This window comes from Halocatena salina (assembly GCF_023115355.1).
Classification (GTDB): Archaea; Halobacteriota; Halobacteria; order Halobacteriales; family Haloarculaceae; genus Halocatena; species Halocatena salina.
Genome location: NZ_CP096019.1, coordinates 166,967 through 190,930 on the forward strand (window position 1 = coordinate 166,967; position 23,964 = coordinate 190,930).

Genomic DNA, 23,964 nt, shown 5'->3' on the forward strand with positions numbered 1-23,964 from the left:
ACGAAATCCGATCGGTCCGGTCACGTCACTGGAACGTTCGGCTGATCTTTTCTCTGTCGGTCGGTTCGCTGGCGCGTCCGAACTGATCTTCGATCTCGTCGTACTGTTCGCGAACCTCATCGGTGACGCTCGGGCTGACTTCCTCAAGCGCCTGCTCGAAGTGATCCATCGTGATGCGGACGTTTCCGACCGATGTTTCGATCTCTTCAGCATCGACACGGCCGATGAACTCGCGGGTAGCGATCATCGCGGCTTCCCGACAGACGGCCTCGATGTCCGCTCCGACGTAGCCATCAGACATCCGTGCTAACCGTTCGAGATCGACAGCATCAGCGAGTGGCTTGTCGCGGGTGTGGACCTCGAAGATCGCCCGCCGGGCTTCCTCGTCAGGAACTGGCACGTGAACGTGCCGGTCGAGACGTCCGGGACGAAGCAGGGCGCTGTCGATGAGATCCGGTCGGTTGGTCGCGGCGATGACGACGACGTCATCGAGTTCCTCGACGCCGTCAAGTTCCGTCAGCAGTTGTGAGACGACGCGCTCACCGACACCGGAGTCGCTCATGCGCTGCCCGCGTTCGCCTGCGATCGAATCGATCTCATCGAAGAACACTACGGTTGGTGCGTTCTCTCGGGCCTTCGAGAAAACGTCTCGGACCCCTTTCTCGGATTCACCGACGTACTTGTTCAACAGCTCCGGTCCCTTGATCGAGATGAAGTTGCTGTTGGCCTCGTTGGCGATGGCTTTTGCGAGCAACGTTTTCCCTGTTCCCGGTGGGCCGTACAGGAGAACCCCCTTGGCCGAAGCCATGTCCATCGTCCGGAACACCTCGGGGTAGTCGATCGGCCACTGGATCGTCTCCCGGAGCCGATCTTTGGTGTTTTCGAGTCCACCGACGCTGTCCCACGTGACGTCTGGGACTTCCACGAACACCTCCCGGAGCGCGGACGGTTCGATGCCCTTGAGCGCTTCCCGGAAATCGTCGTCCATCACACGCAAGTCTTCGAGCATCTCGCTGTCGATCTCGTCGCTTTCGAGATCCAGCTGGGGGCGAATCCGTCGCAACGCGGTCATGGCTCCTTCTTTGGCGAGTGATTCGAGATCCGCCCCGACGAATCCGTGGGTGTTTTCGGCGTACACGTCGAGATCTACGTTGTCGGTGAGGGGCATTCCCCGGGTGTGGACCTGAAGTATCTCTTTGCGTCCCTCTTGGTCGGGCACCCCGACCTCGATCTCTCGATCGAATCGACCACCACGGCGAAGCGCGGGATCGAGCGCATCGACGCGGTTGGTTGCTCCGATGACAGTCACTTGTCCGCGCTCTTCAAGCCCATCCATCAGCGAGAGAAGCTGGGCGACGACGCGGCGCTCGACGTCACCAGTCGTCTCACCACGTTTTGGCGCGATGGCGTCGAGTTCGTCGATGAATACGATCGCGGGTGCGTTGTCCGAGGCCTCCTCGAAGATCTCTCGGAGCTGTTCTTCGGACTCGCCGTAGAACTTCGACATGATCTCCGGGCCGGAGATGTTGGTGAAGTACGCGTCGATCTCGTTGGCCACCGCCTTGGCCATCAGCGTCTTTCCGGTTCCGGGTGGACCGTGTAACAGCACTCCCTTTGGCGGGTCGATCCCCAACTGCCGGAACAGCTCCGGATGGCGCATCGGCAGCTCGATCATCTCTCGGACCTGCTCTAGCTCCTCGTCCAGTCCGCCGATGTCCTCGTAGGTGACATTGGGTGTTTCCCGATCGCTTGGTTCCTCGGAAACGATCTGTTCGGCGGGTTTCTCGCTCACATGCATCTCCGTCGAATCGGTGATCACCACCGTCCCGCTCGGGCTGGTGTCTGCAATCTTCAGTGGGATGCTCTGTCCGGACATGCTGGATAATGGTCCCAGACCGAACGAGATCGGAACGGTTTGCCCGGTCGTCACCGCGTGGCCACTCAGCTGATCTCGAATCAATGACCCGACATCACCCTGAATTCGAAGGGTTTGGGGCAGCGCCACTGTGATGCTTTTTGCGGGCTTGACGTCCGCCTTCTCAACGGTGACGCTGTCATCGATCCCGACGCCGATCTCCTGTCGGAGGCGACCGTCGATCCGGATGATCCCCTGGCCCTGATCCTCCGGGTAGCCCGGCCAGACGCGGGCGACGGCACGGCCATCACCTGCGCTGATCACGATGTAATCCCCGTTTTCGAGATCGAGTTCGGACATCGCTTCGCGGTCGATCGCTGCGAGTCCTCGCCCTGCGTCTTTTTGTTTGAGGAATTTAACTGTGAGTTTCATCGTTCCACCTCTACACCAACGATCCCGTTTTTCATAAACGCTTGCGCATCACCGGTTGGAAGGTCGATATCGTACTGTTTGTCCGCAACGGCGAACATTGCTGTTCCGTCGACGACGTCGATCGAGGCGTCGGTACCAGCACCGACGTCCATTACGAACACGATCGCATCGTCGTACTCGTATGTGGAAACGGGTGCTCCCTTGTTCGTGAACCGCTGTTGGTCGTTCATGCTAACTCTAAGTTAGTCATAGCACTATATAAATCTTCTGCCGAAAGACGCAATACGGTATCGTCAATCCGAACATCGATAGAAATGCGGTTCGGATCTTCGGACGCATCGAGAGCGAAAAGTGGGTTACATCTAGAGGGGCGGTGTTTATGGAACTGTCGGCGTAGTTTCGGTATGCAGACCGTTCGTCACGACGGACGTGAGACGGCGTTTCGACGGACAGATCTCGGACAAGGAAAGCCAGTGGTGTACGTTCATGGCAGCGGTGGCACTCACAAGGTGTGGGTTAAGCAGTACGGGTCCCACACGATCGACCGTCCGGCTGTGGCTCTCGATCTGAGCGGCCACGGGAAAAGCGAGGACACCGACACCGAACCGGGACTTGAAACGATCACGGCGTACGCGGATGACGTGTGCGCCGTCGTCCGTGCGGTCGATGGCGGTGTGGTTGTCGGTAATTCCCTCGGTGGCGCTGTCGGGTTGTGGCTCGCTCTCGAAGAGGACGTTGCCATCGATGGACTCGTTCTGTGCGGAACGGGCGCGAAACTGGGTGTGAACGATGGGCTTCTCGAATTGCTCGCGTCGGATCTCGATGGATCGACGGAACTGCTCCACGGAACAGATATGCTGTTTCACGACGCCGACGGGGACATCGAGAGCGTTTCCAAAGAAGCAATGCGTGCTGTGGGGTTAGACGTACTTCGGCGGGATTTCCTGAGCTGTGATGCCTTCGATGTGCGGGATCGGTTGGGAGAGATTTCGATACCTTGTCTCGCTATCACAGGCGAACACGATCGGCTCACTCCCGTGCGGTTCCACGAATATCTCGCGGAGAATATCCCGAACTGTCAACAAGTGACGGTTCCGGACGCAGCACACCTCTCGATGCTCGAACAGCCTGAACGATGGAACGACACCGTTCGATCGTTCGTCTCAACAGTGTAATATCTCAATACAGCTCGTCCAAGGCGTCTTCGACGTGGCTGTGTTCCTCGGCTGGGAAGGTTCCGGATTCGACCGCCTCAACGTATCCGTCGAGTGCGTGCTGTAGTTCCTCTCGGACGTTCCCGAACGCCGTCGCAAACGGGGGTGGACTCTCGCTGAGTCCGACCGCATCGTGGAACACGAGCACCTGTCCGTCACAATCGGGTCCGGCTCCGATGCCGATCGTCGGGATGTCGAGTTCGTCAGTGACGTGGGCCGCGAGATTCGCGGGCACGTGTTCGAGAACGAGCGAGAACGCACCGGCGTCTTCGTGTGCATGGGCGAGATCGAGGATCTCCTCAGCCGCTTTTTCAGTGGTGCCTTGTCTGGTGTAGCCGCCGAGTTCGTTCACCCGTTGGGGCGTCAACCCGAGGTGGGCCATGACTGGAATGCCGAGTTGAACGAGGCGTTCGGTCAGATCGACTGTGTGGGGTCCCGATTCGAGTTTGACTGCACCGGCACCGGCCTCTTTGAGCATCCGGCCACAGTTGCGCACGCTCTCGGCCTGTTCGACCCCAAAGGACAGAAACGGCATGTCGGCAACGACGAGCGCCTCCTCGGTGGCACGAGCGACTGCTTCCGTATGACTCGCCATCTCATCGACGGTCACAGGTAACGTCGATTCGTACCCGAGCGCAGCGTTGCCCATGCTGTCACCAACGAGGATGATGTCGATCCCAGCCTCCTCGACGAGACGTGCTGTCGGGGCGTCGTAGGCTGTGAGCATCGTTACCGACTCGGATCCTGCCATCGAACGGATCGCTGTCACTGACGGCATAACCGATAGTGACTACCGCGTCAGGTAAACGTGTTCGATTCGCGCTTTTGCGATCACGCATCACTCGTTTCTCTTCCATTCGCCGTACTCCCGATCCTCGAATTCGCCTTTGGCCTGTCGATCTCGTGGCCACACCGTGATCAGGACGACGGCGACGTAGTAGAGTGCGACGACGACACCGATCACGGTCCCAGGAACAGTTCCGACGGCGGCCGTCGATTCCCACGAATCAGTCGAGAGCGCCGTAACTTTGAACAACCATGACGCGATCAGCAGCGTGATGAGGGGGAGATACACCCGACGGAGCCGGCGAGCAAGCGCCTCGGCGAACGGGACTTTCGTCGTCGGGTGGCGGTAGTCGTTGCTGAGGTCACGCCGCCACGTCCGGTGTTCGACTCCTAGAGAGGGATCGAGCGCGTTCGCAAAGAGGTTCTGCTGGAGCATACGCGCACGGGCGCGAAACACGTCGTAATCCTGGTACCGGCGCGCTTCGACTCCCAAGAAGACAGTGATGACTACGATGCCAGCTAGGATGATCTCGTCTCTGCCTTGCGCCGAGAACGCATAGACGATGATCGCCGCGAGGATCGTAACCACCCAGTTGATCGTTTCATCGAGACGCTGCCGCCACGTTGTGACGCGGTCCATTTCCCCCCGGTAAAGATGCGCGGCAACCGAGCCGAGACCGACGCTCTGATCCACCATTTCGCGGCCGATTTCGCGCTCCTCGGGGGATTCCGGATCGAAGTCTCGCCCCTCGTCGGTGGTCATACGATCAGTTGGGTCGCTGTGCGCTTAACGTCGGTGTCCACGACGGAACGAGTAGGTTTATTCGCCGTCACGTCGCATGTACGTCCATCTAGATCCAAGAAGAGCACTATGCCCGAGCACATCGAGACGACGACACCGGAGGGGGTAGATTACGGCTGGGTGATGCAAGTCACGTTCGTGGTAACGATCCTCCTTGGCGCGCCCGCGATTGCAGTGCTGTCTCTGAACGTCGGGCCACTCCCCACGTGGACCGACCGTGCAGCGTTCGCCCTTCGGGTCGGTTCGGTCGTGTGGATCGTCACTGCGATTTCCGTCTTTCTGTACGCTCGCCAAACGCAAGGGCAAACGTAGCGTCTCAGACGTATCTGTACGCCGTCCCGGCTCGGTCTGCGGTCAGTTCGTCCCGTCGTGAATCACCGACGAACAGCGTTTTTTCTGGGGTTTTGTCGAGCCCTCGAACGGCAGCGAGCAGCGGCTCTGGATCCGGTTTCCGCGTTACGACTGTGTCCCGTCCGATCACGGTCTCGATATGGGTGGCGATGTCGTGGTGCTCAAGCGCGAGCCGACACGCCCGCTCACAGTTGAGCGAACAGACCGCGACGGGAACCGACCGGGGGAGTTCCGCGGCGGTTGGGAGCCGTGTCGAGCGCTCTGCACCGCGACACTCGTGTTCGCTGATGGTGCGTTCGATGCTGTCGCGTGCGTCGATGTCGTCCGCGAGATCCAACATCTCCCACAGATCCGTTCCGTCGGTGTCGACACCTTCCGCTTCGAGGAGTTCGGCACCTTCCTGTGCGACGGCGTCCCAGTCGACCGCGAGATCGACGAGCGTCCCATCGAGATCGTAGACGATCGCGTCGTACTCGGTCACATCATCGCTCGGTGCTCACCGGTAGTAGGTTTCCCGGTCACCCACCTTTTTTCCGCTCGGGTGGCCGTGGGCCACCACTCGCGCAAAAAATCTGCATTGCAAGAGCTTCGCTCTTGCAGGCTCCCAGATGGACTTCGTCCATCTGAGAGGACTAAAAAAAGCCGCTCGCTGCGCTCCGCTTCGCTCGCGGTGACTACACCTGCGTCTCCCACCACCGCACCGCGACCGCTTCCGCCCCGCGACCGCCTCGCCGACTTTGTTATTCTCAGTCGTCGGCGTGGACGACGGGCGGCTCGCTAACGACGCGTGCGACTTCGGGATAGTGTTGGCGCAAGCCATCGAGATCCCCATGCTGGCGATAGTGGCAGTACTCCGCCAGCGTCGTGACCAACGCTGCTGGGGCACTCGTCGCCTCGGGCTGTTCAGTCACCTCGGCTGGCTCTCGATCGTCTTCCGGCGTGTACACCGACTGGGCGACGGTCCCATCACGTTGTTCGTGATAGCGCACCCGGCCGCCGTTCTCGAACCAACCCGTGACGACCAGCTCTTTTGCCGCCTCATAGCGCGTGACGTTCGCAATGCCGGGCAAATCGTCGTAGTTCGTCTGTGATCGGCCAAGCCCAGCCATCGCTAGAATCTCCTCGATCTGCGTGGCGTGGGCACAGCCCGTACTCCGACAGGGTCGACACCACGTTCCTGTGCCCACATCCACGACGTGATACAGTTCGGCCTTCGAAATTTTCCCTCGATCCTCAACCATCGAGAGGTTCACCGACTCGCCCAGCCGGTCCCAGAACTGAAACACCGGCAGCGTCATCTTCCCCTCACGAACGCAGTTCCCGCGAGCGAAGCGAGCGGCTTTTTTCGCCCACGTTTTTTGCGTGAGGGTGCGCTCCGCGCACCCGAACGGAAAAAAGGTGGAGGGTCATCGCCACCACCGTCCCAACGGACAGCCGATCCGATGATCGAGCCGTGTCTTGACTGGCCGCCCACAGTTCCGGCAGCGTGTGCGCTGTTTGGTTTTCTGATACGATTCGACACCGTTACATGTCTCTGCTTCGTTCCCAATCATGGGTTTTCGTTTGCGGCTGAGAACCCCAGCGTCGGGTGCCTTGAACACCCGGCGCGTTTCAATGAACGCGCATGCGTTGCCGCCATGCTGGCGTTCTCGTTTATCGTTCCTTACCCCTTCACACATAAAAGTACTGACGCAATGAGTAATGTTATGTCACACTAACAACTCGTTCGCCAGTTCGTGCGACTCGGAGCGGACCGAACTGTGGCAGCTATGGAACGGTTGACGATACATGACGATAGAAAATAATTTCTTTTAGAATTATACTCCATCACATCAAAGTGATAAGGTACAAATGCCGATACGCGGCTAACCGGGGTATGGAGACGACCCGTCATTTCACAGCGACCGTCTACATCGTCAACGACGGCGCGACCGCGTTGCATAACCATCAGGAAGTCGGCAAACGCATTCCGCCCGGCGGTCACGTTGATCGGGATGAGCTTCCTCACGAAGCAGGTCTCAGGGAGGTGCGCGAAGAGACGGGACTCGATCCGACGCTACTCGACGACACACAGCTGGTCGATACGCCAGATGGTCGAGTGCTCCCGCGCCCTCGTCATCAAATGCTCTACGACATAAACGTTCACGATGGGGACGTTGGGCACCAACACATCGATCACATCTACTACACGACGGTTCCAAGCCGCGACATCGCTCCCAGACCCGATGAAGTGAGCGCAGACGCGTGGGACTGGTACACGGTGGATGAACTGCGGGACAGCGACCTTTCACCGAACGTCGTTCAGTTCGGTAGCGAAGCGATACGGATGGCAGAAAAATCACTCACCGAGTAGCCCACGAGCGATGACCGTCTTTTGGATCTGGGTGGTGCCCTCGTAGATGGTGGTGATCTTCGCATCACGGTACAGTCGTTCGACGGGGAAATCAGTCGTGTAGCCGTACCCGCCGTGGAGTTGGACGGCGTCGTTGGTCACGTCCATCGCGTTCTCGCTGGCGACGTATTTCGCCGTGCTCGCCGCCATTGGAGCGTCGGGTGCGTCCGCATGGCGTTTGCGGGCCGCCTCCCGAGCCAACAGCCGCCCGGCTTCGGTTTTCGCGTGCATCTCCGCGAGCGTGTGACGAACCGCCTGAATCTCGCTGATCGGCCCACCGAACTGTTCGCGTTCGGTGACGTAGTCGAGCGTCACGTCGAGCGCTGACTGGGCGAGTCCCACCGCTTGGGAGGCAATAGCGATCCGACCGCCGGTGAGGATCGACAGCGCCGCGCTCAACCCTTCCCCCTCGGGTGTGAGCCGGTTCTCGGCGGGAATTCGAACGTCGTCGAACGTGAGCGGCGTGGTGTCGCTCGCCCGCAGTCCGAGTTTGTCCTCTTTGGGCCCGATCGAAAGTCCCTCGGCGTCTTTCGGGACGACGAACTGGGTGATCTCCTCGGGGCCCGTTTTGGCGAACAGCACGATCACGTCAGCACGTTTTCCGTTGGTGATCCACTGCTTGTCACCGTTGATGACGTAGCTATCGCCTGCGTGCCCGCTGGCGCGTTCAGCGGTCGTCTGCATCTGAGCCGGATTCGACCCTGCGCCCGTCTCCGACAGCGCGAACGCCCCCACAGGCCGGCCTTCGGCCATATCGGGCAGCCAGCGCTCTTTCTGCTCGTCGGACCCAAACGACGCGATACAGGAGGTCGCCAGACAGTGCACCGAGAAGGCGGTCGCCACCGCTAACATGCCGTACGCGAGCTGTTCGTTGACGAGACTGTAGGTGACCGGATCGGCGTCGATACCACCGTACTCTTCGGGCACCGTCATCCCCATCAGATCCAGTTCAGCAAGCCCGTCCCACACCGATTCGGGAAACGCTTCGTTTTCGTCGGCCTCGCGTGCGAGCGGTTGGATCTCCTCGACGGCGAACTCGTGGACCAGGTCGCGGATCGCCTCTTGCTCGGTCGTCAGCTCCATATCCGCCCGTCGTGGTGCTGGCGCAAAAATTACCCGTTCGTGTGGCGGCCGTACGCAGTCTCACACCGTTGGGAGGCCGTCGATATCCGTCTCAGCGGACGATCACACTTAGAACACAAGCACTCCGAGGAGGGCTCCGCTGAAAAAAAGCGCCAGTACGAACGTGAAGCCGGTTCGCTTGACCCGTCGTCCATAGTCGTCGAGATCGTCATCCCCAGTGAGTATCGTAACGAGTCGTGTAGGGTGTTTGAACGGACTCGGTGGACGTGGTTCCGGTATTCGCTCACGGAGACGTCGGTACTCGGTGAACGACCAGACAGTATAGAGCAACAACGATGCGATCAGGAGGAGGATCGCAATGAACGCCGTCACGAATAGCAACCCAATCGGATCTGATAGTTCAACCATCATCGGTGCTGTGGACGTACCAGCCGACCCCGACGAGAGCGCGAGAAGCACCGCTCCGACTAGTGACACTGGCAGGACGATCAGTGCCGCCACGATCAATCTTTTACTGATCCAGTTGACTGTATCACGGTCGATACCGAACAGCGTTTGATACCGTGTCGGTTCGTATTCGCTTTCTGATCGCAGCGTTGTCCCCTGCCCGGGATCTTGCGCACCGACAGCATCAAGCGTTATCCAGAGCATCCAAAACCCACCAAGCAGCATAAATATGAGTGGCGACTGGGTCGTTTGTTGCTTCAAGAACGCCTCGCTAGGGGCGGCAGGATCGACGTACGCAGTGACGGTTGCGCCTGAGTCGTAGGGCTCGATTACGGACTGTGCCTTCGACTCCGTCTCATAGAGGCGGCCGAGATAGCCGGGAAACAACTTGTCACTCCTGTACTCGGTTCCCTGATAGCGGTAGCGATACTCGACACGAACCTCGTATTCGGTGCCACCGCCTCCTGACGGTGAGACGGAGGATTCAACGACAGTCGCCTCGACGGACACGGCGTCATCAATCGCCGCCGACTGCTGGGCGTAATCGTACCCGCCGAACGTGAAGACAGCGAGTGCAATGAGCACTATCACGACGGTCGAACGGCTGACCGCCACAGGTATTCCTCTTACTGAGAACTCCATCTGTATAATATGTACTATGATAGAAAAGAATAAATCGCTAGGATCGACCACGCTTGTGGAGGTAGATACAATCTGATTGTCAGTTCACAATCTCGCCCTGCTATCGGCTGAATCCGTACTTTGCTGCGGATTTCACTACGGCCCCATTCTTTTTCGTGTTCACCTGTTCGTTTCGAGCCAGTCGACGGCGAAGTCGACCATCTCGCGCTGGTTCATGAGCTTCGATTCGGCAGCACCGACGGTACCGGTCGCACAGCCGACCTCTCGCTCGAAAGCGGTTCCGAGTTCAGGGAAATCCTCAGTGTTCGTCTCGATATTCTCGTATTCGATACGGTGTCGTTCGCCGTCCTCGGCGACCGGGACGACGTTCGACGTTCGCTCAGCAGGGATGTCGGCCCGGTACTCCGCGAGATGAAGCGACGTGTTCGTGCTGTGATCAGTGCCGAGAAACAGCACGTCGGCATACCGGTCATAGAGGCGCGCGAGCGGTGAGTGCTCACCGAGTCCGTCGTCGAAGCCGTGATCAGCGGTGATCTCCTCGGCCGCGTGGCCCCACGCCGCGAACGAAAACTCCGGATGACGGCTCCGAACGGTGCCGGATACCCACGGAAACACTCCGGCACCGCACCGACATCACGGATCGGCGTAACGGCCGGTCGGAACGCTGGCCGTGTCTCACGAATGGTCGGCTCCCAGTCGTCCGGAACCGGCGGGTTCGACCACACCGCTGGATCACTGTACTGCCCCGTGAACGCCGGCATCACCACAGTGCCAGATGGCGTCACCGCTGTCCGGAGTGCCTCCACGACCGCTTGGGCACCGCCGGATACCCAGCCCAGCGCGCTCAAAGAAGAGTGGACGAGAATGGTGTCACCCGTACCGAGACCGAGCTCACGGACGTCACTCACGATCGACGACACAGTCACCGGATCGGCCACCCGCTCGATGGTTCCGCGTTCGCCCATGCTCCTCATTCATCAACCGATCTATATTATAATTGATGTTCAAAACGGAAATCACACACCGACGAGCGCGGTCCGACTGCGATCGTTACGCGGCGGTTTCGAACGTCGTTCGGAAATCCGTGGCTTTGGTTTTGATGTTTTCGGCAGCCAGAGACAACATATCGAGCGGATCGATCCCGTCTTCGGTTTTGATGGTGAGGATCGGATCGGTCTGTCCGCCTGACTGTTCGGGGTTCAGATCGTACGTCGCGGCGGCGACACCGTCGATTTCGAGGAGCGCCCCTTTGAGTACGTTCATGAACGTGTGATCCTCACCGGCGATTTCGATGGAGAGTTCTGTCGGCTCCTTGTCGATGACCCGGAGTTCCATGGATGTATGTTGTCGATCCGGCGTTTGAACGTTTCGGACGGACATCCACGCGGTCGACGGTCAGAATAAGACCGCAGGAGTCGTCGGCCCGTATTTCAATCCCACATACGTGATCGAAAACAGGGTTGCGTTGTACAGTCCGTGGATGAGCGACGGAACGACGAGGTTGTTCGTCCGTTCGTAGGCAATACCGAAGATCAGGCTCGGAACGAGCAAGACGCCGACCGTGATAGCACGATCACCGAGTGAGCCCGTTAGCGACCCAACGTGTGCGCTCGCAAAGATGACGGACGCGAGAATGATCGCTGTCATGGGCCCGAACCGTTCCCGGAGAGAGCCTTGGATGATCCCTCGAAAGAGGAGTTCCTCACCGGGTCCGATGAGAACGATCGTCAGTACGATCAACAATGGAATCAAATCCGGATTTTCGGCAACCAGCCCCTGAATCTGGTTCTGTCCCGGATTCAAGCCCAACAGGAGCACGACGATCAACAAGCCGACGACGGAGCCAAACGCCATGATCCAGCCGAGTCCGATCCACAATGCCTCTTTGAGACTCGGGCGAGAGAGACCGATCCAGCCGAGATCGAGGTCACGAACCCACAGATATCCAGCCGCGATAGAGCCGAACACCAGCCCTTGTTGTAACAGCACGCTGAGCGTCAGGCTGGCCCACGCTGGCAGGGTAACCGAAATCACTTCGAACACGAGAAAGACGACCGGTGTGAGTACGTATTTCGTGACACCGATCGCCAATGCAGCGATCATCACAGCGATCCCGATTGCTCTCAGATGGGGCGACCAAGCAGAGCGATTCATGTGTATATGGTCTGTCGTCCGTTCGCCGAAGACAAATATCCTCTTCCTTTCACTCCCCGAAATTCAGATCTTCTACTCGTCGGTACTTCCGAGCGCGCTTTCGCCCACGTGGGCGTGGCCATCGATGATCTCTTGACCACTCATATATGGTTGGAGCGCCTCGGGCACGTCGACGGTCCCATCCTCGTTCTGATAGTATTCGAGGATGGCAACCATCACGCGCGGAAGTGCGACCCCCGAAGCGTTGAGGGTATGGAGATACTCCGCGCTCTCGTGGCGTTCGGGCCGGTAGCGCAGTCCTGCCCGGCGTGCCTGATAGTCTTCGAAGTTCGACACGCTCGACACTTCGAGCCATCGCCCACCCTCGGATGGGCCGTCGTCCATGTCGTCAGCAGGTGCCCACACCTCGATATCGACCTGTTTGGACTGTTTGTTACCGATGTCTCCCGCACAGATGTCCAAGATCCGGTAGGGAAGTCCGAGTCGTTGTAACGTCTCCTCAGCCTCTTCGAGCAGCGCGTCGAAGCGCTCGTAGCTGTCGTCGGGTTCGACGAAGTTCACCAGTTCGACCTTGTTGAACTGGTGGACGCGGACGATCCCCCGCGTTTCGGTACCGTGTTCACCGGCCTCGCGCCGGAAATTCGGCGTGTACGCTTGATGTTTGAGCGGGAGATCATCACGGAGGAGGATCTCCTCGGCGTACATGTTCGTGAGTGGCACCTCCGCAGTGGGACAGAGCCAGAGATCCTCGTTTTCGATCTTGTAGGCGTCGTCTGCGAACTTCGGCAGTTGTCCCGTGCCGGTCATCGAATCGCTGTTGATCGGGATCGGAGGGAACACGTCGACGTATCCCTGTTCACGGTGGAGATCAAGCATGAACTGAACGAGTGCGTGTTCGAGCCGTGCACCGTCGCCGGTGAGGAAATAGTAGCCACCGCCAGTGGTTTTCGCCCCTCGTGCTTCGTCGATGATCGCCAGTCGTTCCCCAAGCTCGTAATGGGGAACGATCGTTTCGGGCAGCGAACGAAGCTCACCGAACCCCTCCCGCCGGAGTTGGACGTTGTCGGATTCATCCATGCCGGATGGAACGCTCTCGTGGAGGATCTGGGGCAGTTCGAGCAGCATCGACTCCAGTTGCTGTTCCAATTCCTCCGCGCGGTTTTGAACCTCTTCGAGTTCCGTTTTGAGCTTTTGGGAGCGCTCGATCGCCTGCTGGGCAGCCTCCTCTTTGCCGTCGCGTTTGAGTGTGCCGATCCGCTCGCTGACCTCGTTGCGCTCGTGGCGGAGTTCGTCGCCCCGCGCTTTGTGTTCGCGCCATTCCGAATCGATCGTCAGAACGCGATCGAGATCGATTTCATCGGTCATTCCTCGCCGTTCGAGCGTATCCCGGACGACGTCGGGATGCTCACGGACGAACTGCCTCGATAACATGCCCCCCGTTTTCCGCGGACAGAACTAAGGCGTATCGCATCCGTGTTCGAACGAGACACACCGATCGCTCCGACAGAACACTTTTGTCCGCCGGTCGTGGGGTTCGGATATGGCAATCGGTGACTGTTATCCAGTCGAAACGGGCGAGTGTACCGACCTCTTCTATCTGGATACCGGGATGTACGACACTGCCGAGTACGGTGCCGTCTACATCCTCGCTGGGGAGCGATCTGCCCTTATCGATACGGGGATTGGACGACACTACGACCTGATCCTGGATGCGCTGGAGTCGGTCGGCATCGCCCCCGAGGAACTCGACATCATCGCTCCAACCCACGTTCACCTCGATCACGCGGGCGGAGCGGGCTATCTCGCTCGGCACTGTCCGAACGCGACGGTCGTAGTTCACGAGCGGGGAGTTCGCCACCTCGTCGATCCAGCACGGCTCATCGAGGGAACGAAAGCTGCTGTCGGCGACCAATGGCAGTTCTACGAGGAGCCAGTCCCTATCCCCGAAGACCGGATTCAGCCACTCACGGACGGCGACGTCATCGATCTCGGTGACCATCAACTCCACACCCACCACGTCCCAGGCCACGCATCCCACCAAGTCGTGTTCGAAGACCCAGCCAACGATGCGGTGTTCACCGCAGACGCGGCCGGAATCTACGTCCCTACTATCGACGCCGTCCGCGAGACGTCGCCCCCTTCGGAGTTCGATCTCGAACAGTGCCTTTCTGATATCGAACTGCTCGAAGACATCGATCCCGAAACGCTTCTATACGCCCATTTCGGACCAACTCCAACTGCGGATCGACTCGCGGAGTACGCCGACGTGCTCACCGATTGGGTTGTGGCTGTCGAGACGAAACGCCAGCAGGTCGAGAACGATAGGGACGTCGTCGAACACTTCGCCGAAAACACATCGATGATCGATGTGTGGGGAGAACGAAAGGCACGCGCTGAAGCAGACATGAACACACGAGGCGTCCTCCAATATCTCGACGGACGGTCCGAGTGAGGCGACTCCGCCCGCTGTCACGTGCCGTTCATCCCAGTTCTAACCCCTTTCAGTGACTGTTTTATCCACCTGAAGACTTATACCCCCATTCTACGTACCAGAGTACCAAGGTTGGTGAAACAGAATGAACATTATGACCGCACTTAAGGAGGAGTTTACAAACACGACACCAACCGAAAAGTCTCCATATGAGTGTGGCAGCTGTGAGATGCGATTCGAGCTACAACGGCACGTCTGTCCACAGTGTGGCAGTTACTCGATCGAACGAACCGAATGGCCTTGCCTTCCCGAACGCTGATCACTGGTCGAGAAGGTTCAAGACAACTGCTCTTCGGATAACTCGTCCTTCCAGAGTGTGTATTTTGGTGACGCACGGTCAGAATCGAAATTCGTAGTACACGATTCAATCCCTCAATTAAATAACCGGTTATACTGGGGGATACGCTCTATGACTGGTCTCGATACGTAGTAACATGGGAAGTGCCATTGGTCGACGGGGGTTTTTGAAAACAGTCGGCGTGTTCGGTGTCGGAACTGTTCTCGGTACGCGTTCTGGGCAAGGAACCAGCGGGGTGATCGATGCGGCGCTTGATACGACGACGAGCGCCGTTCAGGAGACGATCGTCGTTTTCGAATCGAACGCACTCATCGGGGAGGTACTCGGTGGGCTGGTCGAACACTACGCCTACGACGTGCTTCCGTTGGCGTACATCGCCGCCGGTGGGAGGATGTTACAGAAACTCGCAGCGCTCGATGATGTCATCGCCGTTCGAGCTAACCGTGAACTCGAGTATCACAACGCTGATGCGCGCGATGTAACAGGGACGAACGACGTGCAGGCCGGAGAGGGTGTCGATGGATATGACGGGAGTAGCACGCACGTCGCGGTGATCGACAGCGGCGTCGACGGGAATCATCCCGATCTGTCGAATGTCGAGAACAACTATCAGTGGATCGGTAATCCGTTCGGAGAACCGACGCTGTGGGGGCAGACGGGACCGCTCGATACTGATACACTCGGTCATGGAACACACGTCACTGGAACCATCGGGGGCGATGGATCGGCAAGTGATGGGCAGGAACGCGGCCACGCGCCCGGTGCACCGGTGACGGCTTATTCGGCGGGCGTCTCTCTCAGCATTCTGAAAGCCAGTGCGGCGTACGACCACCTCCTCGCCACTCATCCCGACGTACAGGTCGTTTCGAACTCGTACGGATCGACGGGAGGGGAACCGTTCGATCCGACCGCACCGATGAACGTGGCGACCAAACAGGCGTATGACGCCGGCATCTTGCCCGTGTTTTCGGCGGGCAACGCCGGACCTGATTCGGCCACGCTCAACCCGTACGCGAAAGCCCCCTACGTGCTCGGCGTCGGTGCAACCAACGACCAGCGGCAGGTCACGGAGTTTTCCTCCCGGGGGAATCCGAACGGTGTGTTCGACCGCCAGCGTGCGCTCTCGACCGTCGAATCCGAGGACACCGATGTGATCGCTCTCGAACGGATAGGCGTCGGCGCGCCGGGAGACGCCATCGTTAGCACGGTAAGTCCGGCGGACACCTTAAATCTCACCGGTGCGAACTCCGAGCGCTACTACACGGAGCTTTCGGGAACGTCGATGTCCTGTCCGTGTGTTTCAGGCATCGCTGCGCTTCTCATCGACGCCTACCAGCAGAACGGCCACGGAACCCCTGCTCCTATCGACGTACTCAACACTATCGAAGCGACGGCGATCACCGATCGAAGCGAGTACACGGCTATTAGCATCGGTTCCGGGTTCGTCGACAGCGTCGCGGCCGTCTCCCGGGCTGAATCCGGTGATCTTGCCGACTTCGAGGACGTTACGCTTGCCCGATAAAAAACGAGGTGATTTATCTCAGAGTCAGAGCGCGCCCTCAGCGTCTAACAGCCCGGCCCCCTGCTCGTTGCTCGGCAGTCCGATGTTCTCGGCTGTCGATGTGAGTCGCTGGCGTGCTTCCGTGTTCGTATACCCCTCACCCATGAGCAGTCCTCCTGCTCCCGCGACGTGCGGGCACGCCATCGAGGTTCCGCTGAGCGTGTTGTAGCTGTCGCTGGTGTACGTCGAGTAGATGTCTGCACCGGGTGCGGCGATCTCGACCTCCGGGCCGGTCGAGGAGAAACTCGCAAGCCCATCGGCGTCGTTCGTCGCACTCACCGCGACGGCGTTGGAATGGGACGCCGGATGAGACACACAGTCCGTACACGGACCGCTGTTGCCGGCAGCCGCGACTACAAGGACACCCCGGTTGTAAGCGTAGTCGACGGCGTCGGCCACTGCTGCGGAATACGACCCTCCGAGACTGAGACTTGCGACGTCCCACCCCTGATCGGCGACGTATTCGATACCGGCAGCGATGTCCGAGTAGGAACCACCCCCGCGGGAATCGAGCACTTTGACGGCGTGCAGCGTGGCGTTGGTGCTCACCCCGACGACGCCCTCCGTGTTGTTCACCGCGTTGGCGATCCCCGCACAGTGTGTTCCATGGCCGTTGTCGTCTCCCCAGTCGTAGTCACACCCCCACAAACAGCTCGTGACAGCGTATCCTGCACCGAGATTCGCTTGGAGGTCCGGATGACTGGCATCGATCCCAGTGTCGATGATGGCGATGTCAGCCCCCGAGCCGGTGTGTCCCGCCTCGTGAGCAACGTCGGCATCGACCCGATCAACGCCCCACGGTGTCGTTTGGGCGAGTGCGTGCATCTGTCCGTTCTTCTCGACGTATCGAACGTCAGAATGCTGCTGTAGCCGTTCTACCGCCTGTGTAGGCAGGCGGGCCGTAACCGCGCCGAAAGAGAACTCGCGGACGGTCTCGTTTGCCTCGGCAACTGTCATACGCCGGCCTGCATCGCGATCGAATCCGACGTTCACGTAGACTTCGTCGTCCGTTTCTGCCGATCCGACCCCGCTGACCCCCGTCAATGCTGTGGCGCCACCGATCGTTTGCAGCAATCTCCGCCTCGATATACCGCTATTGTTACCTCGCATACCCAGAAAAACAATTATATCGCTATAACTTATATTTTTTGTTTACTAACATGAAGAAAATATATTAATTATCTCATAAATATAGGAATATATGATAATGTGGGACGTGATAATTGTCAACGATTATCAGTTCACTGTTCCTAGAGACAGATGTCCCTCACTGCCACATTATTTTGATGGTATCATTAGTGTATATAAACTACATAGACCAGCTCAGCGGAAATAAGGGGATTCTGTATCCAGTGAGCTACGGGGCGATGTGTGAGATGGCGGAGGCCCTCGGTCGACTCAGCGTTCGACGTTTGCCGGGAACAGGTGTGTTTTCACAGCCTATTGAGCTTTCGTAACAGTTGCCCCTCGTACTGTTCATCGCTCCGGGTGCCTTTCAGTTCGAGAACGTTGCGTTCTAGCCGATCGAGCGCGACCCGAAAGGCCGAATCGGCGCCGTACCCTTCACCAGTACCAGCGATCTGGCCGCGGTTGGTCCGGAGCCGGATCTGGCACTGAATGAGCGGCGTTCCTCGGAGCTTTTCTTTGTGTTTCTGAAAACGAACGTGAGCGTGTTGGACACTCATCTGTTGGTATTTCTCGACGACCTGCTCGATGCTCTGTCTGAGCTCCTCGCGTTGGAGCGTATCGAGGAGATCGATATTCGTGATCTGCACGTCGAGATACTCCTCTTCAGTGAACGTGAGCGCCCGGAGTACGTCAGTTTTCGTGAGCACGCCAGCGACGACGTCGTCCTCGTGGACCGGCGTGACCACCACACCACCGTAGTCGTGTTCGAGCATTACGTCCACGGCGTCTCGAACGGAGCGGTCGATCTTCACGGTTTCAACGGGACTTTGCATCACGTCGTAGACGGGAATGTCGAGTACGCGATTGCGGTCCCCAGCACGGTCTCCGTGAGTGGGTTTATCCACATCTCGGACGGCGACCTCGATGATATCGTGGGTCGTAACCATGCCCGTCAACTTTCCGCTCTCGTTGAGTACAGGGAGTCGTGAGATACCGTTCTCGCGCAGGAGATTGATGGTCCGGCCGACGTTGGTGTCCTCGGTGACTGTGACGACGCTGTCGGTGTAGATCTGGTCGATCGAGAGGACATCCAGATGGTCAAAGACAGCCTCCAAGATCGCATCCGCGGTAATCATCCCCCAGTGATCGCCGTTTTCGAAAACAGGAGCGACTTTGGTGCCGCCCTCGACGAGCATCCGTGCGACCTCCCGAACGTCGCTCGCCCGCTCGATTTTCGGGGCGGATTCGATCATCGCACCGACTTTCGTGCCGTCTTCGACGTGAGATTGCAACAGCTGCTGTTCAGTGATGATCCCTGCGTACTCTCCCTCCTCGGTGACAATGACTCCTTTCGGATTCTCGCGTTCGAAAACGCTCCGAACCTTGGCAAGGCGTTGTGATGCCTCTACTTCGATCGCCTCCCGCGTTGCGATGTCTACTATGTCCATTGGTAGCCTCCCAGTTCAGTTTGTCTTGTACGATAATCAAAGTTGGTAGGGCAGCAGGGCTATGATTGTAGTGGTCGAACAAGGCGTATGGTCAGTGTGCTCCCAGATATCGGGGTGTTCGGCCCGTACACCTACCTCGTTACTGAACTGTTCTGGGGAACGATCGCGTTCGCGCTGGTGTGGTACGCCGGTGTCGTTCGGAGTACTGTTCGAACGATTCTCGTTTTGTATCCGTTCGCGTACGTTTGGGACTGGTACACGTTACGAGTGGGCGTGTTCGTGATCCCACTCCGTACCGGGGTCGAGCTGCTCGGCATACCCATCGAAGAGCACATCTTCATGCTGGTCGTTCCGGCGTTAGTCGTCGGTCTCCACGAAACCCTCCGGTCGTGGGACCGATCCTGACCGCTACCGCGACCGGCGTCGACCGTCGGGAACTACGATCTTAGCGAGGAGGCCCCCAAGAAGCAGTCCTGCGAGAACGACGAGTGCGGTTTCGGTGATGGTCGCATCACCGACGAGCGTGATGAGCCCGGAGGACGCGCCCACGAGAACGACGATCGCGGGCCGTATCCACTCGAAGCGGTTCCGATCGCTGGAAGAAGGACCGACCATGGTATCTCACCCGTGAACTCGATCGTGAGCAACGTTTGACGTGTTTCTAGGCACGGATACCGATCACTGGAATCCCCGGTCGACACCGTCGTCGGTAATGATGTCCTCGAAATCCCGCTCGAGGAGTCGCTCGGCTTCTTCGAAGGTCGTGTTGAGATCTTCGAGCGGTTCGGGACGGTCGTACTGGTCGTACTCCATGGGACCGTAGGCGGGACTGTCGAGCGCGCCCATCACGTCCTCGAACAGCGCGTCCGGTGTGGTTGGGGCATCTGCGTGGGTTTTGATCACCTCTTCGAGTTCGGTTGCTGTCTGTTCGGCCTGGGTTTCGTCTTCGATCGGCGATTGGACACCGAATCGACCGGTGCTATCGGTCGGAAACAGAGGATCGAGTTCGTCGTCGAGTCGTCGAGCGACCTTTCCCCCGACGCCTTTCACTTCGAAGGGGTTTTTCGCATACGTTTTGAGCTGGAACACCCCCATATCGGGATGGCCGAGATACATGTCCTCCCCGACGCCCTCGCTTCGGGTACCGGCGACGGCACGCCAGTCATCGGGTGTCGCAGTTGAATCGACAACGTCGGTCAGTATGTCCTGCCAATCACGGATACGCATTGGTGACTCTACGGACGACTATCAAATGAGCGTGTCGGCTATCACAACTGTGATCGATCGTGGGAAGCTCACAGCCCGGTGACGAGATCGGCGAGCGCAGCGCGGGGATCGTCAGCTTTTGCGACCCCGCTTGCGAGTAGTACGCCCTCGCTACCAAGCTCCCCAGCAGCTGTCACGTCCTCTCCTGATGAGATGCCCGCGCCACAGAGCACGGGAATCGAACTGTCGACGGCATCGGCCGCGCTGACGGCCTCGCGGACGACCTCGGGATCGGCGTGGCTGACCGGCGTGCCGGTGCCGATGAGTTCGGGAGGTTCGACAGCCACCATATCCGGCGACAGTGCAGTGACAGCACCGATCTGTTTCGGATCGTTTGCGCAGACGATGGTGTCGAGACCGGCCCGTTCGGTCGCACGAATCCCCGCGTCGATATCTGCCAGCCGTAGCCGGCGTTCGGAGTGATTGAGCAAGGTGCCCTGCGCGCCCGCCGTAACGACCGAGTCCGCGAGGGTGCTTCCCGTATGGCTCCCGTGGCCGACGGGATCGACGTGTTGTGCCCACGTTTCGACGCCCGTTTCCGCAACGCGTGCGATATCTGCCGTCTGGGGGGCGACAGCAACACGTACGTCCGCGTCGTCACCGACAGCAGCGGCTGCTGTGGCGATCGCAACTGGGTCACAGTCGTAGGCCTTCAGATTGACGAGGATGAACATACCGAAGACGACACGCCGAGGCTGATATAACTACCCGTTTGTGGTGATCACCGCCACGAGATGGTTCACTACTTTCGACGGACGACGTCCCCCAGCGTGTAGCTTCCAGACGACGAACCACCGTCCCAGTCGCTGTCGTCCATCTCGGCCGATTCCGAAAGCGAGATGCCCAGCTTGCGTTCGAGTTTCGTCTGAACCGAGTCGCTCGGAAGACTGTCACCGTGTTCGAGCTTTCGGATCAAACTCGATTTCTCGTTGAGCTGGTTCGCCAGTTCCTCCTGTGAAAGACCAGCCGACTCCCGGGCGCTCCGAATGCGCTGGTCGTAATCCTGAACGATCTCGTCCATCTCGTCGAACATATCGTGGCCCCGAGATTCGGTGCTGCTCGATCCCGTAGACGGCGTGCCTGACGTGGATGAGGAGCCTGCTGCCCCACTGTCCGTCGAGTATTTCGTGGATTGAGAGGTCGACTCCGTACGAACCTCAGTTCCGAAGTCCGCACAATCATCACAAACGTCGATCTCCGCCCCCTCGATCCGGACTGCTGTCAGGGACGGTACCTCTTTGCCACACATCTCACATTGAGGCATAGCTGAATCTTTGCCACCATGAGGCATAAATGGTACGCTGACTACGACTCACAATGATTGTCATACCATATTTCGGACGTCTATTGTGATGTTCAGCCGAGATACTAGGAGCATCACCCGGTTTCGAGTCAGCCATCGAGCGCTGCTATCGCGTGGTAGAACCGTTGGATCGCCGTGAGATGTCCCACAACAGCAAACAGGACAAGCAACCAGCCGATGACGGTCAGTTCGTAGAACCGGCCGGGAACGAGCGCATAAAGCATACCGGTGATGCCGATGAGCGCGAGCCGGTCGGCGCGGCCGAGTATCCCTCCATACACGCGATCGAGACCGACGGCTTGTGCTTGTGTTCCGAGATACGACGTCATCAACACGCCGGTGACTGCTGCTATCCCGAGACCATAGCGGTCGCTTCCGGCAGCAAGTCCGATGATGACGACGATGTCCGCGTACCGATCGAGGACGTGATCAAGGAGATCACCCGTCGAGGAAGCGGCGTTCAGTCGGCGGGCGAGCGCTCCATCGAGTAAGTCGAGCCACCCGTTACAGAACACGAGCACGGACCCTCCCATCGCCAGCCACGGAGTGATGTCCACGAACGAAAACGCGATACCGGCACCGAGTGCCAGCGCGAACGCCATGACGCTCACCGCATTCGGTGTCAGTCCCACACTGGCCGAAGCGTTCACGAACGGGTTCATTACGCGGGATACCAGTGGACGGAAACGATCAAGCGTCATAGGTAGTCTGTGAAATCGACGTTCCCAGCACTTGGCTTGCGTTCATCGGCAAGCACCCGATTGATCTCCGTTGCGACCGCCGACGGGTCCTGATCGGTGGTGTCGATCTCGTAGACATCGGCGTGGCGATCGAGCGCCTCCACGAGAATTACGTCGAGTGCTTCGGCCTCAGCGTTTTCTTCTGCAGACGCTTCGGATTCACCGCGTTCGCGCAGCCGTCGGCGGAGTTTCTCGGGGTGACACCGGAGTACGACGACGCGCTCTGCCTCGAAGTGGTGAGCGAGATGCGATTCGACGATCGTCGGCTCGCGCTCGGCGAGCCACGCCTCGGTTTGGTCGAAGTCTACGACGCGACTGTCGCGCGTATCGTCGGTCTCGGTGTAAAGGCCTCGTTCGCGGATCACCTCGTTGAGATGGACGACGTCCGGTTCAAGCAGTTGTGCGGCGGTCGTCTTCCCCGTTCCAGGGGTACCAGTGATAGCGAGTTTCATACGATATCGTTGATAACGTCGACGGCGCGTTTCGTTGCCTCGCGCGTTCCACAGCTGATCCGAATACAATCGGACAGACCGAAGCTCGTACAGTCCCGAACGATGACGCCGTGCTCTTTGCTAGCGTGAGCCACCGCTTGGGCGTCGTCGACGGCTGTGAGTACGAAGTTTCCACCGCTCGGCCATGTCGGGGGCTGGAGTCGGTCATGCATGTACTCGCGTGCCCACCGAACCAGTTCGATCGTGTTATCGAGATGGGCGTCGTCTTCGAGCGCTGCCAGTCCCGCCCGACACGCGAGTTCGCTCGCTGCAAACGGCGTCGTGACGCGTTCGTAGGCGTCGGCCCACGTCGGTGGCGCGAGGAGGTATCCAAGCCGGACGCCGGCCAATCCATAGGCCTTTGAGAACGTGCGGAGAACGGCGATGTCGTCGCGCTGATCGACCAGATCCACCGCGCTATCGGTTTCGGAGAACTCGGCGTACGCCTCATCGATAAGAATGAGCGTCGAATCGTCGGTTTGGTCCGCGAGCGCGAGGAGTTCCGCCCGGGGCAGTTCTCGACCGGTCGGATTGTGTGGGCTGGTGACGTAAACGATGCGCTCGCCGTCGTAGCTTTCGAGAACGGTCGTCGCGGTCTGTTCGAAGTCGTCGGCTTTGTCGAGCTGGTACGTTCCGACCGTACCGTGATGGTACCGGGCACTCATCGGGTAGTAGGCGAACCCCGGTTGAGGAACGAGCACTCGATCGTCAGGCTCCAAGAACGCGCGGGCGAGATAGTCGAGCGCCCCATCGCCGCCGTTGGCCAACCACACCTGTGAGGGTGACACGTCCCACTCGCGCGCGATCGCGTCGATCAGATCCGTGTGTGAAGATTTCGGATACGTGTGGCTGTGGCTGGCGTGTTGCTGGATCGCTTCGACCGCGGCCGGACTCGGCCCGAGTGGGTTCTCGTTTGAAGACAGTTTGACCAGTTCGTCGGGGTCTACATCGAGTTCGCGGGCGACTTCCTCGATACCGCGTCCTGCCCGATAGACGCTGTGGGTGGAGAGGTCCCGGGGTTGCATTATCTACATAAAGGCTACAGACGATTGGGCTTAAACGTGCCCACACGGATCGGCA

27 protein-coding genes and 1 pseudogene are annotated in these 23,964 nt (G+C 59.0%); 6 read left to right on the plus strand and 22 right to left on the minus strand.

All coding sequences use genetic code 11. The features are described from left to right. Positions 1 to 25 precede the first annotated feature (25 nt). Both MW046_RS00790 and MW046_RS00795 read right to left on the minus strand, forming a co-directional pair. The gene (locus MW046_RS00790; protein WP_247993674.1) at positions 26 to 2,287 is read right to left on the minus strand and encodes a CDC48 family AAA ATPase; all 2,262 of its coding nucleotides are present in this window, start codon (positions 2,285 to 2,287) and stop codon (positions 26 to 28) included. After that, positions 2,284 to 2,517 (minus strand): DUF7127 family protein, encoded by a 234-nt coding sequence (locus MW046_RS00795; protein ID WP_247993675.1) that lies wholly within the window; start codon positions 2,515 to 2,517, stop codon positions 2,284 to 2,286. Before MW046_RS00795 ends, MW046_RS00790 begins: the two co-directional genes overlap by 4 nt. A 174-nt stretch (positions 2,518 to 2,691) precedes the next feature. Here MW046_RS00795 and MW046_RS00800 point away from each other — a divergent pair, with 174 nt between their 5' ends. Then, positions 2,692 to 3,462 carry an alpha/beta fold hydrolase gene (locus MW046_RS00800; RefSeq protein ID WP_247993676.1) on the plus strand — a complete coding sequence of 257 codons (771 nt, stop codon included), beginning with the start codon at positions 2,692 to 2,694 and terminating at the stop codon, positions 3,460 to 3,462. A gap of 4 nt (positions 3,463 to 3,466) precedes the next feature. Here the strand turns inward: MW046_RS00800 and panB are convergent, their stop codons facing one another. Both panB and MW046_RS00810 read right to left on the minus strand, forming a co-directional pair. Beyond that, a complete protein-coding gene (gene panB, locus MW046_RS00805) occupies positions 3,467 to 4,279 on the minus strand; it encodes a 3-methyl-2-oxobutanoate hydroxymethyltransferase (protein WP_247993677.1) in 813 nt (270 codons plus the stop codon). Between the two features lie 60 nt (positions 4,280 to 4,339). Beyond that, a complete protein-coding gene (locus MW046_RS00810) occupies positions 4,340 to 5,050 on the minus strand; it encodes a DUF2270 domain-containing protein (RefSeq protein WP_247993678.1) in 711 nt (236 codons plus the stop codon). A gap of 108 nt (positions 5,051 to 5,158) precedes the next feature. Here MW046_RS00810 and MW046_RS00815 point away from each other — a divergent pair, with 108 nt between their 5' ends. Then, complete coding sequence (locus tag MW046_RS00815) at positions 5,159 to 5,401, plus strand: DUF5822 domain-containing protein (RefSeq protein WP_247993679.1); 243 nt, start codon at positions 5,159 to 5,161, stop codon at positions 5,399 to 5,401. 4 nt (positions 5,402 to 5,405) lie between these two features. Here MW046_RS00815 and MW046_RS00820 read toward each other — a convergent pair whose 3' ends face one another. The 3 genes from MW046_RS00820 to MW046_RS00830 all read right to left on the minus strand — a co-directional run bounded on the left by MW046_RS00820 (position 5,406) and on the right by MW046_RS00830 (position 7,119). Beyond that, positions 5,406 to 5,921: an HAD family hydrolase gene (locus MW046_RS00820; protein ID WP_247993680.1), complete on the minus strand. Its 516-nt coding sequence runs from the start codon at positions 5,919 to 5,921 to the stop codon at positions 5,406 to 5,408. 265 nt (positions 5,922 to 6,186) lie between these two features. Continuing rightward, positions 6,187 to 6,738: a hypothetical protein gene (locus MW046_RS00825; RefSeq protein WP_247993681.1), complete on the minus strand. Its 552-nt coding sequence runs from the start codon at positions 6,736 to 6,738 to the stop codon at positions 6,187 to 6,189. A gap of 108 nt (positions 6,739 to 6,846) precedes the next feature. After that, complete coding sequence (locus MW046_RS00830; protein WP_247993682.1) at positions 6,847 to 7,119, minus strand: hypothetical protein; 273 nt, start codon at positions 7,117 to 7,119, stop codon at positions 6,847 to 6,849. Between the two features lie 197 nt (positions 7,120 to 7,316). Here MW046_RS00830 and MW046_RS00835 point away from each other — a divergent pair, with 197 nt between their 5' ends. Next, positions 7,317 to 7,793, plus strand: coding sequence for an NUDIX hydrolase (locus tag MW046_RS00835; RefSeq protein ID WP_247993683.1), 477 nt, complete (start codon positions 7,317 to 7,319; stop codon positions 7,791 to 7,793). Here MW046_RS00835 and MW046_RS00840 read toward each other — a convergent pair. The 6 genes and pseudogenes from MW046_RS00840 to serS form a co-directional block, all read right to left on the minus strand. Next, positions 7,779 to 8,915 carry an acyl-CoA dehydrogenase family protein gene (locus tag MW046_RS00840; protein ID WP_247993684.1) on the minus strand — a complete coding sequence of 379 codons (1,137 nt, stop codon included), beginning with the start codon at positions 8,913 to 8,915 and terminating at the stop codon, positions 7,779 to 7,781. The genes MW046_RS00835 and MW046_RS00840 overlap by 15 nt on opposite strands. A gap of 108 nt (positions 8,916 to 9,023) precedes the next feature. Continuing rightward, entirely contained in the window at positions 9,024 to 9,977 is a 954-nt protein-coding gene (locus tag MW046_RS00845) for a DUF3592 domain-containing protein (RefSeq protein WP_247993685.1), read from the minus strand. Positions 9,978 to 10,163: 186 nt separating this feature from the next. Next, positions 10,164 to 10,969: pseudogene (locus tag MW046_RS19530) on the minus strand (AAC(3) family N-acetyltransferase). Between the two features lie 85 nt (positions 10,970 to 11,054). Beyond that, positions 11,055 to 11,339: a DNA-directed RNA polymerase subunit L gene (locus MW046_RS00860; RefSeq protein ID WP_247993687.1), complete on the minus strand. Its 285-nt coding sequence runs from the start codon at positions 11,337 to 11,339 to the stop codon at positions 11,055 to 11,057. Between the two features lie 60 nt (positions 11,340 to 11,399). Next, positions 11,400 to 12,158, minus strand: coding sequence for a CPBP family intramembrane glutamic endopeptidase (locus MW046_RS00865; protein ID WP_247993688.1), 759 nt, complete (start codon positions 12,156 to 12,158; stop codon positions 11,400 to 11,402). A 72-nt stretch (positions 12,159 to 12,230) separates the two neighbouring features. Further along, entirely contained in the window at positions 12,231 to 13,589 is a 1,359-nt protein-coding gene (serS, locus tag MW046_RS00870; protein WP_247993689.1) for a serine--tRNA ligase, read from the minus strand. Between the two features lie 109 nt (positions 13,590 to 13,698). Between serS and MW046_RS00875 the strand changes: the two genes are divergently transcribed. Together MW046_RS00875 and MW046_RS00880 are read left to right on the plus strand one after the other, a co-directional pair. Further along, positions 13,699 to 14,610, plus strand: a complete 912-nt coding sequence (locus MW046_RS00875; RefSeq protein ID WP_247993690.1) for an MBL fold metallo-hydrolase — start codon at positions 13,699 to 13,701, stop codon at positions 14,608 to 14,610. Positions 14,611 to 15,083: 473 nt separating this feature from the next. After that, positions 15,084 to 16,469 carry a S8 family serine peptidase gene (locus tag MW046_RS00880; protein ID WP_247993691.1) on the plus strand — a complete coding sequence of 462 codons (1,386 nt, stop codon included), beginning with the start codon at positions 15,084 to 15,086 and terminating at the stop codon, positions 16,467 to 16,469. 24 nt (positions 16,470 to 16,493) lie between these two features. On the opposite strand, the gene MW046_RS00885 is transcribed toward MW046_RS00880, so the two are convergent. Together MW046_RS00885 and MW046_RS00890 are read right to left on the minus strand one after the other, a co-directional pair. Then, on the minus strand, positions 16,494 to 17,552 hold the full coding sequence (locus MW046_RS00885; protein ID WP_247993692.1) for a S8 family peptidase: 1,059 nt from the start codon (positions 17,550 to 17,552) through the stop codon (positions 16,494 to 16,496). Positions 17,553 to 17,941: 389 nt separating this feature from the next. Then, positions 17,942 to 19,084, minus strand: coding sequence for a CBS domain-containing protein (locus MW046_RS00890; RefSeq protein ID WP_247993693.1), 1,143 nt, complete (start codon positions 19,082 to 19,084; stop codon positions 17,942 to 17,944). Between the two features lie 96 nt (positions 19,085 to 19,180). Here MW046_RS00890 and MW046_RS00895 point away from each other — a divergent pair, with 96 nt between their 5' ends. After that, positions 19,181 to 19,489: a lycopene cyclase domain-containing protein gene (locus tag MW046_RS00895; RefSeq protein ID WP_247994789.1), complete on the plus strand. Its 309-nt coding sequence runs from the start codon at positions 19,181 to 19,183 to the stop codon at positions 19,487 to 19,489. Between the two features lie 3 nt (positions 19,490 to 19,492). Here the strand turns inward: MW046_RS00895 and MW046_RS00900 are convergent, their stop codons facing one another. From MW046_RS00900 to hisC, 7 genes are all read right to left on the minus strand, one after another. Further along, a complete protein-coding gene (locus MW046_RS00900; protein ID WP_247993694.1) occupies positions 19,493 to 19,699 on the minus strand; it encodes a DUF8527 family protein in 207 nt (68 codons plus the stop codon). Between the two features lie 63 nt (positions 19,700 to 19,762). Then, complete coding sequence (locus MW046_RS00905; protein ID WP_247993695.1) at positions 19,763 to 20,311, minus strand: hypothetical protein; 549 nt, start codon at positions 20,309 to 20,311, stop codon at positions 19,763 to 19,765. 68 nt (positions 20,312 to 20,379) lie between these two features. Continuing rightward, a complete protein-coding gene (gene tpiA, locus MW046_RS00910; protein ID WP_247993696.1) occupies positions 20,380 to 21,024 on the minus strand; it encodes a triose-phosphate isomerase in 645 nt (214 codons plus the stop codon). 68 nt (positions 21,025 to 21,092) lie between these two features. Continuing rightward, positions 21,093 to 21,614 carry a multiprotein bridging factor aMBF1 gene (locus MW046_RS00915; protein ID WP_247993697.1) on the minus strand — a complete coding sequence of 174 codons (522 nt, stop codon included), beginning with the start codon at positions 21,612 to 21,614 and terminating at the stop codon, positions 21,093 to 21,095. A 128-nt stretch (positions 21,615 to 21,742) separates the two neighbouring features. After that, positions 21,743 to 22,354 carry a CDP-alcohol phosphatidyltransferase family protein gene (locus MW046_RS00920; RefSeq protein ID WP_247993698.1) on the minus strand — a complete coding sequence of 204 codons (612 nt, stop codon included), beginning with the start codon at positions 22,352 to 22,354 and terminating at the stop codon, positions 21,743 to 21,745. Next, entirely contained in the window at positions 22,351 to 22,845 is a 495-nt protein-coding gene (locus tag MW046_RS00925; RefSeq protein WP_247993699.1) for an adenylate kinase family protein, read from the minus strand. The genes MW046_RS00920 and MW046_RS00925 overlap by 4 nt, the downstream gene beginning before the upstream one ends. Next, entirely contained in the window at positions 22,842 to 23,909 is a 1,068-nt protein-coding gene (gene hisC, locus MW046_RS00930) for a histidinol-phosphate transaminase (RefSeq protein WP_247993700.1), read from the minus strand. The genes MW046_RS00925 and hisC overlap by 4 nt, the downstream gene beginning before the upstream one ends. Between the last annotated feature and the right edge of the window lie 55 nt (positions 23,910 to 23,964).

Bases quoted from the DNA above. Each gene is read 5' to 3' on its own strand.
- MW046_RS00835 (WP_247993683.1), top strand. From the start codon at position 7,317: ATGGAGACGACCCGTCATTTCACAGCGACCGTCTACATCGTCAACGAC.
- panB (WP_247993677.1), bottom strand. From the start codon at position 4,279: ATGCCGTCAGTGACAGCGATCCGTTCGATGGCAGGATCCGAGTCGGTA.
- MW046_RS00905 (WP_247993695.1), bottom strand. From the start codon at position 20,311: ATGCGTATCCGTGATTGGCAGGACATACTGACCGACGTTGTCGATTCA.
- MW046_RS00840 (WP_247993684.1), bottom strand. From the start codon at position 8,915: ATGGAGCTGACGACCGAGCAAGAGGCGATCCGCGACCTGGTCCACGAG.
- MW046_RS00915 (WP_247993697.1), bottom strand. From the start codon at position 21,614: ATGCCTCAATGTGAGATGTGTGGCAAAGAGGTACCGTCCCTGACAGCA.
- MW046_RS00900 (WP_247993694.1), bottom strand. From the start codon at position 19,699: ATGGTCGGTCCTTCTTCCAGCGATCGGAACCGCTTCGAGTGGATACGG.
- MW046_RS00825 (WP_247993681.1), bottom strand. From the start codon at position 6,738: ATGACGCTGCCGGTGTTTCAGTTCTGGGACCGGCTGGGCGAGTCGGTG.
- MW046_RS00890 (WP_247993693.1), bottom strand. From the start codon at position 19,084: ATGGACATAGTAGACATCGCAACGCGGGAGGCGATCGAAGTAGAGGCA.
- MW046_RS00810 (WP_247993678.1), bottom strand. From the start codon at position 5,050: ATGACCACCGACGAGGGGCGAGACTTCGATCCGGAATCCCCCGAGGAG.
- MW046_RS00795 (WP_247993675.1), bottom strand. From the start codon at position 2,517: ATGAACGACCAACAGCGGTTCACGAACAAGGGAGCACCCGTTTCCACA.
- MW046_RS00790 (WP_247993674.1), bottom strand. From the start codon at position 2,287: ATGAAACTCACAGTTAAATTCCTCAAACAAAAAGACGCAGGGCGAGGA.
- serS (WP_247993689.1), bottom strand. From the start codon at position 13,589: ATGTTATCGAGGCAGTTCGTCCGTGAGCATCCCGACGTCGTCCGGGAT.
- MW046_RS00830 (WP_247993682.1), bottom strand. From the start codon at position 7,119: ATGTGTGAAGGGGTAAGGAACGATAAACGAGAACGCCAGCATGGCGGC.
- MW046_RS00815 (WP_247993679.1), top strand. From the start codon at position 5,159: ATGCCCGAGCACATCGAGACGACGACACCGGAGGGGGTAGATTACGGC.
- tpiA (WP_247993696.1), bottom strand. From the start codon at position 21,024: ATGTTCATCCTCGTCAATCTGAAGGCCTACGACTGTGACCCAGTTGCG.
- MW046_RS00860 (WP_247993687.1), bottom strand. From the start codon at position 11,339: ATGGAACTCCGGGTCATCGACAAGGAGCCGACAGAACTCTCCATCGAA.
- MW046_RS00880 (WP_247993691.1), top strand. From the start codon at position 15,084: ATGGGAAGTGCCATTGGTCGACGGGGGTTTTTGAAAACAGTCGGCGTG.
- MW046_RS00920 (WP_247993698.1), bottom strand. From the start codon at position 22,354: ATGACGCTTGATCGTTTCCGTCCACTGGTATCCCGCGTAATGAACCCG.
- hisC (WP_247993700.1), bottom strand. From the start codon at position 23,909: ATGCAACCCCGGGACCTCTCCACCCACAGCGTCTATCGGGCAGGACGC.
- MW046_RS00875 (WP_247993690.1), top strand. From the start codon at position 13,699: ATGGCAATCGGTGACTGTTATCCAGTCGAAACGGGCGAGTGTACCGAC.
- MW046_RS00865 (WP_247993688.1), bottom strand. From the start codon at position 12,158: ATGAATCGCTCTGCTTGGTCGCCCCATCTGAGAGCAATCGGGATCGCT.
- MW046_RS00925 (WP_247993699.1), bottom strand. From the start codon at position 22,845: ATGAAACTCGCTATCACTGGTACCCCTGGAACGGGGAAGACGACCGCC.
- MW046_RS00800 (WP_247993676.1), top strand. From the start codon at position 2,692: ATGCAGACCGTTCGTCACGACGGACGTGAGACGGCGTTTCGACGGACA.